The organism is Streptomyces sp. NPDC026092 (assembly GCF_040638605.1).
Lineage (GTDB): Bacteria > Actinomycetota > Actinomycetes > Streptomycetales > Streptomycetaceae > Streptomyces.
This window is the reverse complement of the sequence record NZ_JBEZYN010000003.1, coordinates 426795-438733: the sequence shown is the minus strand read 5'-3', so window position 1 is coordinate 438733 and position 11939 is coordinate 426795. Positions and strand designations below refer to the sequence as shown.

Annotated in this window: 9 protein-coding genes and 1 pseudogene; 4 read left to right on the top strand and 6 right to left on the bottom strand. The window is 66.7% G+C overall.

The annotated features are described in order from the left end of the window. Nucleotides 1-161: 161 nt before the first annotated feature. Entirely contained in the window at nt 162-308 is a 147-nt protein-coding gene (locus tag AB0F56_RS07005; RefSeq protein ID WP_362004964.1) for an SCO1431 family membrane protein, read from the bottom strand. Between the two features lie 72 nt (nt 309-380). Next, nucleotides 381-524, bottom strand: a pseudogene (locus tag AB0F56_RS07000) (peptidase C39 family protein); the annotation flags it as partial. Nucleotides 525-833: 309 nt separating this feature from the next. Here AB0F56_RS07000 and AB0F56_RS06995 point away from each other — a divergent pair. From AB0F56_RS06995 to AB0F56_RS06980, 4 genes are all read left to right on the top strand, one after another. Continuing rightward, complete coding sequence (locus AB0F56_RS06995; protein WP_362004963.1) at nt 834-1070, top strand: hypothetical protein; 237 nt, start codon at nt 834-836, stop codon at nt 1068-1070. Nucleotides 1071-1136: 66 nt separating this feature from the next. Beyond that, nucleotides 1137-1514, top strand: a complete 378-nt coding sequence (locus tag AB0F56_RS06990; protein WP_362004961.1) for a hypothetical protein — start codon at nt 1137-1139, stop codon at nt 1512-1514. Nucleotides 1515-1730: 216 nt separating this feature from the next. Next, nucleotides 1731-2627 (top strand): hypothetical protein, encoded by an 897-nt coding sequence (locus AB0F56_RS06985; RefSeq protein ID WP_362004959.1) that lies wholly within the window; start codon nt 1731-1733, stop codon nt 2625-2627. Nucleotides 2628-2726: 99 nt separating this feature from the next. Continuing rightward, on the top strand, nt 2727-3236 hold the full coding sequence (locus AB0F56_RS06980) for an SUKH-4 family immunity protein (RefSeq protein WP_362004956.1): 510 nt from the start codon (nt 2727-2729) through the stop codon (nt 3234-3236). Nucleotides 3237-3259: 23 nt separating this feature from the next. On the opposite strand, the gene AB0F56_RS06975 is transcribed toward AB0F56_RS06980, so the two are convergent. The 4 genes from AB0F56_RS06975 to AB0F56_RS06960 all read right to left on the bottom strand — a co-directional run bounded on the left by AB0F56_RS06975 (nt 3260) and on the right by AB0F56_RS06960 (nt 11828). Beyond that, on the bottom strand, nt 3260-3787 hold the full coding sequence (locus AB0F56_RS06975) for a transposase (protein ID WP_362004953.1): 528 nt from the start codon (nt 3785-3787) through the stop codon (nt 3260-3262). Beyond that, nucleotides 3784-4323, bottom strand: coding sequence for a winged helix-turn-helix domain-containing protein (locus AB0F56_RS06970; RefSeq protein ID WP_362004951.1), 540 nt, complete (start codon nt 4321-4323; stop codon nt 3784-3786). Before AB0F56_RS06970 ends, AB0F56_RS06975 begins: the two co-directional genes overlap by 4 nt. A gap of 763 nt (nt 4324-5086) precedes the next feature. Then, nucleotides 5087-5329 (bottom strand): hypothetical protein, encoded by a 243-nt coding sequence (locus tag AB0F56_RS06965; protein ID WP_362004948.1) that lies wholly within the window; start codon nt 5327-5329, stop codon nt 5087-5089. A 100-nt stretch (nt 5330-5429) separates the two neighbouring features. After that, nucleotides 5430-11828, bottom strand: a complete 6399-nt coding sequence (locus AB0F56_RS06960) for an RHS repeat-associated core domain-containing protein (RefSeq protein WP_362004946.1) — start codon at nt 11826-11828, stop codon at nt 5430-5432. Between the last annotated feature and the right edge of the window lie 111 nt (nt 11829-11939).

Here is an 11939-nt window from a genome sequence, read left to right as displayed (position 1 = left end):
GCTTCGGTGCGCGCGGATCACGCGCGTCACACGGCGCCACCGGTGATCACTGCTGCGCCGATGCTGCCCCCGCCGGTTCGCGGCAGGGGTCGCCCGGCGCCCGTGGCGCGGGGAGTATGCCCGTTCGGCGGCGCCCGGTCACCCGGGGCGCCGGGCCGGGATCACATCAGGCCGGCCTGCGTGACGAACATGGCGAGGACCACGACGAGGGTCCAGCCGAGGACGTGCTCGAGGATCTTCGGCCCGTCTTCCTTGGGGCCGCCGGTGCGGGCACGGGAGCGGGCGGCGGAGTGGGTGGTGGCGGTCATGCCGACCACAGTGCCAGCCGGGCACGGCCCCGGGGTAGAGACGTCGGTCACGCCCCGGGGCCCGTACGACCCTCACCGCCGGACGCCGACAGCAGCCAAGGCCTTGCGCTGCGCGGATGTCGGCCGCTCGGGGAAGTAGAGGTAACAGACCCCTCCTGTGCCGGAGACCACTGCACCGCTCGCGTTGTACCGCTTGGTACGCAACCAGATGTTCTCCAAATGGGAGGGCGCCGCTTACCACGCGACGCCCTCCTGCACAAACATGCAGGTCAGAGGCGCGGACAGCGCGAGACAAATCGAGCGCGAACGCGCTGGTGCTGACCTGGTGCTGACTTCCGCTGGTGTCCGTTCCGGTCCGTTCGGGTGCGTCGTGCTGGATCCGTGCGGACTCCGGGAACCCCGTCGCGGCGAACTCCACCGGACGGTTCGTAGTCACCGCCGGAAGCGCGTGGTCTGGCCGGGTCTCTGGGCATGGGCCCCGGCCAGACCGCGACGTAGGAACTTGCCGAACGGCACCTTCCGATCATGCCCCGTACGCAGCTTGAACAGCCGAGAGCCACCCCCGTGGCCCCTCCGGCGTCCACGCTGCGATCCGCCCGCCCCGGCGTCGTCTCCCGCGACGCGGCGAACGTCGCCGACATCCTCCTGCGCCTGCCGCCCACCGAGCGCCGCAACGCCTTCAAGCACCACCTGACCGCCCGAGAGCGGGCGGTGGTGATGACGGAGGTCGAGCGGGCCACCGGATCTCTGTACGGCCTGTGACGGGACTCGCCCAGCGGGTTCGTCGAGGACGTTCTCGGCGAGAGCCTGTCGTCGAAGCAGCGGTCCATGCTCGACGCGATCGTCGACCACAAGCGAGTCGCGGTCCCTGCGGCCTTCGGCGTCGGCAAGACCTATCTCGCCGCCCGCGCGGCCGTCTGGTTCACCAACGTGTACCCGGTCGGGACCGCGCTGTGCATCACGACCGCCACGCGGTTCCGTCAGGTGCAGCGGCAGCTCTGGCCGCACATCCGGAAGGTCGTCCCGCGCGCTGGCCTGCCGGGCTATTGCGACACCGTCCGGTACAAGATGCCCGACCCGTACGGGAACGACGTGGTCGCCGCGTACGGTTTCTCGGCCCGGCCAATGATCAGGCCGCGATGCAGGGCATTCATATGCCGCACCTGCTGCTCATCGTCGACGAGGCGGGCGGCATCGCCCCGATGATCGGGCACGGCACCAACAACTTGTTGACCGGCGGGCACGCCGCCATGTTGGCCATGGCAACCCGGCGATGAATGATCCGTCCAGTGGTTCGAGGAGCTGTGCGTCGAGGGCGACGACGCGGCTGAGCCGACCACCGTTACGACCCCGATCTCCTCCCTCGACTCCCCCGCGATCACCGGGGAACGTGCCCCGTACTGCACGGACTGTCCGGCCGGAGTGGAGCGGCACTCTCTCGCCCACCACATGCCCGACCAGGACTGGGTCGACCGCACGATCCGCTCGTACGGCGAAGACCACCCCTATGTGATCGCGAAGGTGTACGCGCGGTTCCCGAAGGGCGGTGGCGACGTCGTCATCCCGCCGAGCTGGGTCGAGTCCGCCATGGCGTTCGAGGACCCCGTCGGCGACGGCTGGCGCCGGATCTGCGACCTCGACCTGGAGGGCGAGACCGCGACGCACACCGTCCGCGACGGAGCGTGGGTCCGCCTCGGGGTGGACGTGGCCGCCGACGGCGGCGACGAGTTCACGGGCTACCGTGCGGTAGGAGACGCACTCGAATTCCGTCACGCCTCCGCCGGCGCGGCGAACGACAACCAAGTCTCCGTCGCCGAGAAAGCCTTGGAGGAGATACGCGCGGCGCAGCGGCTCGCCGACGCTCTCGGCTCACCGCACCCGGTCCGAGTCAAGATCGACCAGAACGGCATCGGTCACGGTGTCGTCAGCATGCTCGAACGCTGGGCGGAGACCGGGCAACACGGGGCGCAGATCGTCGGCGTCATGGTGTCGGAGTCCCCCAGCCAGGACGACCGCGGAGCTGTCATGCGGCCGTGGCGGAAGCGCGACGAGATGTGGCTGGCCATCAGATCCCTCCTCCAGCCCGATCCGTCCTCGGGCCGGGGGCGGCTACGGCTCCACGTCGACAAGAAGGCCACCGCGCAGCTGTCGACGCCGAAGCTGCTGTCGACGACGAGCGGCTACACCCAGGTCGAAAGCAAGCGGGCCATGAAGGCGCGGGGGATGAAGTCGCCGGACCGCGCCGAGGCCCTCCTCCTCGCCTTGTACGAGCCCGAGCCTCTGCACAAGCCCCGGCGCCGCGGACTGTTGAACTACTGAACTTGAATGCGTGATGTCGGGGCTGGACGCTCGGCATGAGTCGCCCGTCTCGCGGGCCCATGGATGTTGCCGGGCAGCCCGTCGGGAGAGGATCCTCCTGTGAGCCAGCCCCTGCCGCAGTTGCCGAAGCCCGACTTCGTCTTGATCGCCATCGAGGCGCCACCCGAGGTGCCCGCCCAGATTGCTGCCGGCCTCAGGGAGACCGGCATCCCGGGCGGGTTGATCGGATACGAGTACCGGCCGCTGAGCCAGTCGGTGTACTTCGGGGGGATCGGCGAACGGGGACTGGTCGCCATCGCGACGAGTGGCCTGTTCGGACGCATCGCCATCGATGTGGCCAGTGGTCACGTGGTGCAGATCCTCGAGGTCGAGTCGGCCACTGCCAGTCACGTGAACAGGGACCTCGACTCCTTCAACCGATGTGTCGCGGCGGCGATCTCACGCTTCCCGTTCTATGTGGAGGGCGACGAGGAGAGGTTCGAGGAGGTGGCGGAAGAGCTCCGCGATCTCGTCTCCGGCATCGACGAGACCGCTCTCGTGCACAACGGGTTCTGGGAGACCTTCTGCGACGACGTGGCGATCGGAGACTATCCGGACTGGGATGTGTGATCCGGACGAGTTCCCGACCCCGGTCAGCCGCCCAGGCTCAGGCCGGTGGCAGCGATGCAGCCGTCGACGAGGTCAGGGCGGTACTGGATCTTCTTGAGCCGACGTTTCACGGCCCTGGTGATCTCGCCGAGGTCCGCGGCGGCCAGGTTGCCCAGGTCGCGCTTCACCAGCGCCCAGATCCCCTCGGTCGGGTTGAGGTCAGGAGCGTAGGCCGGGAGCTGGAACACGGTCAGCCACTCGGCGTTCGCCTCGATGAACTCCTTCATACCGACCGTCAGGTGGAGCCGGACGTTGTCCCAGACCAGCACGATCGGGCCCCCCAGCTGGATCCGGGCGCGGACGACCAGGTCGCGGAAGTCGCGCCAGCCGAAGCCCTTCGGCTCGTCCTTGCGGCCCCGGTACTCTCGGATCGCATAGATGAGCCGGGATCGCCGGCCGGGCTTGAAGCAGACCATGCCCGCCATCGACACCCGCCCGGAACCCCGGCCCCGCACCCGCACGACCGGGGTCTGTCCGACCCGGCCCCAGGTCCTGGCACGCGGCGGAGTCATCGACTGTCCGGCCTCGTCCTCGAAAACGATCCAGGCACCGCGCTCCGCCGCAGTCCTCTTACCCGCGGCCAGGTCTCCTTCCTCCACACCTCGACCGCGTCGTCGTCCCGCTCGATGGCGCGCCGGGCCGGCTGCTGCCAGCTCCAGCCATGCCGCTTCAACAAACGCCACGTGCCCTCGACGGTGTAGGAGACGTGGAACAGCCGACCGATCAACGTCTTGATCCGCGCCAGCGTCCATCGCTGGTCCGCCCAGCCGTGGACCAGCGGGCCACGCTCCAACTCCCGCTCCAGCCTGGCGATCTGCGTTCCGCTGAGCCGCGACCGCCCCGGAGAACCCTGCGACAGGACCCCGGCCTCGCCGCGCTCGCGCCAGGCCCGGCGCCACCGCTCCACCGACCGCTCGCTCACCCGCAGCACGGTGGCGATCTCGCGGTTCGTCTCCCCGCCCTCGAAGCGGACGACAGCCTGCAACCGAATTCGCTCCCGCGCGTCTCTCTCGGCGTCGGTCAGCCCACCGCCCTGCGCGTATCTCACTCCCCAGGAGCTACCGGAGCGAGCAGGCCGCTGTCAGGCAAACCGCCCCGACATCACTCAATCAAGTTCAGTAGCAGGAGGGGACTTCGTCACGGATTCACCTCGATTGTGAGCCACGCTCCCGGCACGTGGTTGGCGTTCAGATTGGCCTGCCGCTGGCCGATTCCCCGACCGGGATCCATGAGGAACTTATAGTCGTAGATGATCCCCGCTGCCGGATCATAGACGTCTGGGCGGGCACTCCCCTTAGTCCCATGTGGCACGACAACCCCATTCAGGTAGCTCTGCTCCGTAACCAGACCGCGTGATCCGTAGATACCCTGATAGCGGGTCAGCAGTTTGTCGGCGTACGCGTGCTTCTTGGTGCCCGCAACTGATCCACTTCCACCGACCGCAACACCCGTTACTGACCGGCAGGAACGGCCGCAGCCGTTCCCACTCGGCATCACTCAAATCACCCCGCCCCATGCCCTCAGGAACGACTCGGGCACGGAGTAGTCACATGATCGGCCGGACAGGTCCTAGCTGTCCAGTAGACGCAGCAGCACGGCATATTCGGCCGGCGAACCGCGACACAAACAGGAAATGGAACGGCAGGGCCCCCGCCGACTCGGCGAGGGCCCTGCCTGGCGATTTTGAAAGCCTCTCTGGTGACTCTCAATTAACGACCGAAGGGTCCACTTCGACTCAGGCCAGAATCTCGCCTCACAGCTCAATGGGCCTGTACGAAAGTGCGGCTCCCTCGATGCACCTTGGAGCAGCTTCAGCCGCCGAACACCGGCAGTTGATCTTCATAGTCGCAAGCGGCAACTGCACGATAGCCCCCATCCCACAGTGACTGCAGGACGACTGCGACAGCATCGACGGCTTGAGCCAACGACGATCCGGGTACAGCTTCACACTCCAGCACCGTCCCCCATTGAACAAAGTCTTCCGGGTCGCCTCCCGCTTCCTCGTAGTCATTATGGGCGGCAGCCACTTCCAGTGAGGAGAATTGAATCCTCATCGAATTATTGGGGGCCCCGAGGGTGCGCGAAAGGAATCCGAGAACCGAACCCCAGGACTCCGAATCGACGTAGATGCTGCAATCCAGGTCGAATCCGAACCTACCGTCCGATTCCGATGAACGGACCATTGTCGAATTCACCCCCCATTCGGATGATCGACACATCTACATGGTGGACCTCGTCACCCAGGATTGCTTGCACCTGATCCCTGATTCCACTCAACTTTGGCCTCGCATCTCCGGCTGTAATCTTGCCGGTTGCAATCGCATGGTCTCTCGTTCGCGCCTTCGATGAACCGGGGTTCGCGTTAGGCCATCGCGCCGCAACCAGCGCATCAAAGGTACCAGGAGACACGCGAACTGCGACATCAAGGTCCGATCTGCCGGATACGTTTCCAGTGACCCTACTGCCCTGAACGACAACATTCGCCTTGATTTTCAGTTCCTGGCGGAATACGGTTGCGATTTCGGAGAATTGCCCCCTTGTAATCCCCTCCGGGAGTTGAACTGCCTGATTCCATCGGGTCCCCGGGCGAAGACCGAAGAAACCTATCGAGCCACCCTGCATTCCCGAAAGTGCGGCGAACTTGTACAGGTTATTTCGAACTCCGCAAACCCATGCAGGGTCCCCTGCCAGGCAGGGAAGGTCCGGAATGTCGGTGGATACTGGAGGCGCGGCTGGAGGTGCACAGGAGCCAGCCATAGCGTAGATGCATACCCCATTCGGCGCCTGGTACTGATACTTCTGCGGCTCCGGGCTGTCAGCTGCTTCAGCCAAGACGATCGTGGTGCCAGCGGTTCCGTCCTGCCCTGCGGTGCCACCCCCACCGCCACCGCCGCCTGTACTTCCGGTCTTGGCGCCACTTGTCGTCGCCATCGACCGCTTGAGGCAGGCTTCAGGGACCCGCATACAGTCGCCCTTCGGGTCAGCTGGACCGTCATCCGTCCGAAGGCCTGTTGGGTCGGTGGTGGTGGTGGGGTTGTTGTTGGCGTAGCTGTAGCCGTTGAGGGACTGGTGCTGGTCAAGACTGAGGACGGGGTCGACGCTGATGAACTGTCCGATGGACGCGTCGTATTGGCGGGCCCCGATGTGTGTGAGGCCGGTTGCACTGTCGAGGGTCTTGCCCAGGAAGCCCTTGTCGGAGGGCCATGTGCCGACGGAGCCGCCTCGGTCCGAGCCGAAGGGGCTCATGAAGCGCTTCGTGACGGTTTGTTCGCTGTCCGAGCTGACGTTCAGGCTCTGGGTGCCGTGGTGGTCGCCAGCGAGGAAGGAGACCTTGTTGATTCCGGATTGGGTCGACCGCAGCGCGATCGCTACCCCGCCGGCGCTGTAGGTGCGCTGGCCCCAGGCTGCCGACCCCTGGCTTGAGGGGATGTGGAGTTCGGTGCCGCCCGCGTACAGGATGCGTTCGCCACCCTCCGTGCCGCGGATGAGCAGTTCTCCGTCCGCGTCGTAGAGGTAGTCGGTGTCCTTGCCTTCCTTGGTCAGCTTGTCGAGTCTGCCCTCCTGCGACCAGACGAGATCCTGCTGAGCCGTGGCGCCGGGGCGCTTGGTGGTGTTGCCGGACGTGTCGTAGTCGTAGACCTTGTCCTTGGCCGGGTCGACCGTGCCGCACTCGGTGCGGGCGGTGGTGAAGCGGAGGGCGTGCGGCTGGTCGGTTGCGTTGTAGCAGTACGTCGTCTGGGTGTTGCCCGAGGGTGCGTGCTGCGTCTCGGTCTTCCGCTGGCCGGCCTGGTTGTAGGTGTACGAGGTCCAGTACGGTGCCGGGCCGGACAGTTGATTCACGTCGCGCGCGTCGGCGCAGTTCTTGGAAGTGGGTGTCCAGGCTTCGAGGAGGCGGCGGTGGCCGTCGTAGGTGAAGCACTGGGTCTCGGCCTGGCTGGTGCCGCCGAGGGTGGTGGGGTCGGCAATCGAGGTGACGTTGCCGGCCTGGTCGAAGGTGTAGGTGAGGTTCTGCAGCATGTACGGGTGGGTCTGGTCCGTGACATTGCTGTTGGTCAGTCGGCCGGTGCCAGCCTCGTAGGAGTTGGTGACGTAGACGTTCCGGCTACCGGTGCCGCCCACGCCCAGCGTGAGCTGCCGGACCTGGCCGAGCGCCGAGTAGTCGACGTTCTGGAGATAGTCGGTCGTGCCCTTGGCCGAAGTGAGCTGGCCGAGGTCGCCGTAGCCGTACTTGACGATTTCGGACGGCAGTCCGCCGAGTGCGGGCTCGGACGCGGTGTCCAGCGTTCCGTCGATCCGGTAGGAGCTCGTGTGTGAGAGCTTCCCTCCGGGGATGGCCGCGGTGATCGGGTCCGCGGCTGGGAGCGCGAGTTCGGTCGTCGTGGGACGGTTCAGTATGTCGTAGGCCGTGACGGACTTGGTGTAGGCCGATCCGGTCTCGCCGCCGACGTAGCGGGTGGACGAGGTCGGAAAACCTTTGAGAAGGCTGTCGTAGGTGCGATTGGTGAGCAGGTTCGCGGCTGTCGCCGTGCCCGCCCATGTTGCGGTCGGTCGCCCGATGGTGTCGTAGGCGGTGACGACGCTCTTCCCGCCCGTGGTCGTCTTCACGACCCGGTCGAGAAGGTCGTACTCCGTAGCCGTCGTGCCCTTGTCCGGGTCGGTCGCACTTTTCTGGCGGCCGAACAGGTCATAGGAATAGGTCCACGCAGCGCCGTCGGGGCCCGTGATCCTGGTCTGTTTGCCGTCGAGGGTGTATGCGAACTTCGTCGACGTGTAGGACGAGCCGAGCGTTGCGCCGTACTGGGTGTCCGCCGGGCTGGTGCCCGCGTATTCGCGGGTCTCCGTGGTCCGGCCCACAGCGTCGGTGATGGTGCGGGTTGCAGATCCGCCGTCGAGCGCTGTGGTGGCCACCGAGTCGCCGGTGTAGTTGGTGGTGGTCGTCCACTTGGGGACGCCGAGGACGAGCAGGCTGCTGGTGACGGCGCGCTCCGCGCCGTCGAAGGTGGTGAGTGTCTGCTTCGGCGCCTCTCCGTACTCGGCTCGGGTGTAGGTGCCGTTGGGGGTGCTGGTGTTGTCGAAGATGTCCGCGTAGGTCTCGGAGGCGAGGCCGCGTGTGTTGTAGCGGGTGTCCGTCAGCAGCCGTCCGCCCTGCGGGGTTGGCGTCTGGGTCTGGAGTGGTCGCAGCAGGGCGTCGTAGATCGTGTAGCTGGTCTTGTACGTCTCGCCGTCGGCCTTCAGGGAGGACGTGGAGACCCAGGACTGCTGGGTGTTGCTGAGGCTGTACGCGTACTTGCTGTTGGGGCTCTGGGAGCCGCGGATTCGGTTGGGCAGCCAGACGTCGGTCAGTCGGCCGAACGCGTCGTAGGCGAGTTCCGTCTTCCGCGAGTTCGCATCGTAGATGCGAAGGGGCTGTCCGCGACGCGGGTCGATGAACGTGACGGTCTGGTGAGCTGCGGCGTTGGCGTTGATCGTCCGGGCGAGCGGTCCGGAGTCGGTTGGTGTGTAGGTCGTGGTGGTCGACTTCTGGTCAGCGTTGGTGACCTTGGTGGGCCGGCCGAGGGTGTCGTAGGCCGTGGTGGTGCCCAGGTCCCAGGTGACCGCCCCTCCCGCCCCATATGCCTTGGCACGGCTGACCCAGGTGGGAAGGCCCTTGGTCGGCTTCATCGTGGTGGTCCACGCGAGGCCGTCATAAGCGGTGGCCGTGTCCGCGAGCACGTTCCCGCGTGTGCCGTCGGCCACTTCCAGCTTCAGGTCGGTCTCGGCGAACAAGCAGCCCAGGGACACGGTGCGCACACGCGAGACGAGGTTGCTGAGGCCAGCGCTGTCGTTGTCGGCGTACCAGGTCTGGGTGCAGGTCTCGTCGCCGGTCTTACCGAGGTCTCCGGTGTTGAGAACCTTGACTGCCCGGCCGTAGTGGTCGAAGTCCAGCGTTTCGACGGCACTGGAACGCCAGGCGCCCTCGGCCGTGAGGTGCGTGTAGCTGGTGGTTTTCTTCGTCTTCACGAAGCGGGCGACATGGTCGCCTGCGTCGGGCACGCCTGTCTGACGCGCGGTCTCCTGGGTCCAGGGTTCATTGACCGTGGCCGAGATCGGGGTCGCGCCGTCGTAGGTGACCTGCTCCCGCAGCGCCCCCGAGTACATGCCGCTGTCCTGGATGGCGGGCACGCCGATGGCAGGCTGGGCAAGCGGGGCGAGGGACACAGACTTGGTGGTGCCGTCCTTGTCCTTGTCGCCGTGCATGCCCTGCATGTACAGGGAGACCGTCTTGGATCGTGGTGAGACGTTGCGCGAGCCCTTGTAGACGGTGACCTCGCGGTAGCCGCGCCAGTCGGACCAGGTCCGCTCGGCCTTCGGCATGAAGGGGTCGTCGTCATAGTGCCAGGCGGCGCCGTTGTAGACGTACTCGTTCTCGACGGCGTCGTTCTGGCCGGCGGGGTCGGAGACGACCACGCTGAGGACGCGGTACTTGTGGAACCAGTCGACGGACGCGTTCTGGGCGCCGTTGATGTTCCAGAACCTCGGGTAGCAGTTGCGTGTGTTGGTGTCCTGCGGCGCGGTGAGGACCTGGCTGCGGACGCACTCGGGCGCGGACATGTTGACCGAGGTGATCGCGCCGGTCTCCGTGGTGACGGAGGAGACGCGGGGCCGGGTCATGGGAAGGATGTCGTCCGTGCCGTCCACGCGGTTCGGGCGCATGTGGTAGGTGAACGAGATCGGATTCGTCGGGATGGCCGCGCCGGCCTTCGGCGTGCGCTTGAGGGACTTGAGGGTGAGCACCTGGTCGGAGGTGTCGCCGATGTCGCCGCCGTCGAGGAATTCCTGGGTGAACGCCCATGTGTCCACAGGGTCGTACCCGCTGGTCGCCGCGTTCCAGGAGAACGTGTTGACGTCGGTGAGGCGCTTGCGGGTGAAGAAGGACGGGGACTGGGTCAGGCACTCGGTCGAGTCCTTGGCGCAGATCGCGTCGAAGGGGACGTCGGGCCAGTTGTCTGCCGTCTCCTTCGTCAGCGAGGTGCAGGCTGCGGCGGTGCAGCGCTCGGCGTAGCCGAAGGTGACTTTCGCGTCGGCGTTGTCGGTGAAGAGGGCGTCCTTGCGGAGGCCGTACTTGATCTCCGTCAGGTGGCCGCTGCGGACGTATTCGGTGTCGGCCTTGGTGGCCTTGTTCTTCTTGTAGTAGTTGGTGTCCTTGGCGTACCAGTAGGTGGCCGCGTTGCCCTGGGTGTCCTCGACGTAGTCGAGGTTCCATCGCCAGGCCTGGGTCACGGCACGGTCGGCGAAGGTGCTGCCCGCGTCGTAGCCGGGCTCGCCGCTGTCGTCGCCGAAGACGGGCACGGTCCAGGTGGAGTTGGTGCGCTGGGTGGTGGCCCCGTCGAGCTTGTCCTGGCCGAAGACGTACTTCGTGCCATCGCCGGTGACAAGCGTCCAGTACTCGCCGTCGTTGTCGTTGTTCGTGGCACCGGTGTGGCGGGTGACCTTGGAGGCGTCGTCGCTCTCCAGCTTCCAGACACCGGCCGTCGAGGTCTTCACCAGGCGGGAGGACTTGCCGTTGAGCACGAGACGGGCGTTGTCGTATGTCCAGCAGCGGTCGGCGACATCCGTCTGGCCGTCGTCGTCACAACTGCCGTACGTCCGCTCGATGTACGACTCGGTCAGGGAGAAACCCTCACCGACCGAGGTGGGCTGGTTGTTCGTGGTGGCCGTACGCCCGTCGACGCTGCCCGAGTCGTACGACAACGTCAGCGAGGGCGACGGCCCTGCCGCCGCAGGCGGCGTCGAGAGACCGTACGTCCAGGTGAACGCGCCCGAACTACCTCCACCCGCCCAAGAGGACGACGAGGCCAGCGGCGTCGCGCTGTAATCGCCCGTGCCCTTCGGCGACTGGCCTCCGCCACCTGCGGTGAGGGCGAGGACCGTGGCTCCCGGAGAGGAAGCAGCGCCGAGTTGCGGTACCGGACCACCGGGCGCCGCCGTGAGGGTGACGTCGGCCGAGACGGTCTGCTCACCGGCGTCGTTGCGCGAGCCGAGCGGGGTCTGCGTGCGGCACTCGGTCTTGGCCGGTGTCGTCAGGGCGCATGCGGGAAGCTGGACGAGCTGGAGGCGGCCTGACCAGCCGCCTCCGATCGCGGAGGCAAAACTGCCGTAATCGACACCGATTCGGGCCTTGCCCGCCGTGTCGGCTGCCGCTGTCAGCACGACGCCCGTGATACCGAGCCTGTCGGCCGCCGACTGATCAAGGACCGTGACGGTCGCCTCGGTTCCCGCGTCGGCTCCGGTCTTGCCGCTCGTGGGAGCAACAGTGACCGGAAGACCGCCCGGGGCTGCATCGGCATCGCCGGCGGTGAGCTTCAGGCTGGCGGCGCTGGCCTTCGGCCATCCGCCACCATGCTGCCGCTCGGAACGGGCTCGCAGCGCTTGGGCGGTGTTGTCGCGCAGATCCTTGGCAACCTGCTCGCGAGCCTTCTTCGCCCCTTGCCCGCTGACGGTCCTGACCTTGCTGACCCGCTGCTCGGGCAGGTCGGGGCGACCGAGTCCGCCCGGCTTTGCGTCCGCTGCCACGACCGGTGTGAGACCGATCGGAACGGACAGTGCCAGGGCCAGTGGCAGGACTACGAGCGCCCGGCGACGCTTGCGGCCTGCTCTGCCCCTCCGTGTGCGTGAACTACCTAT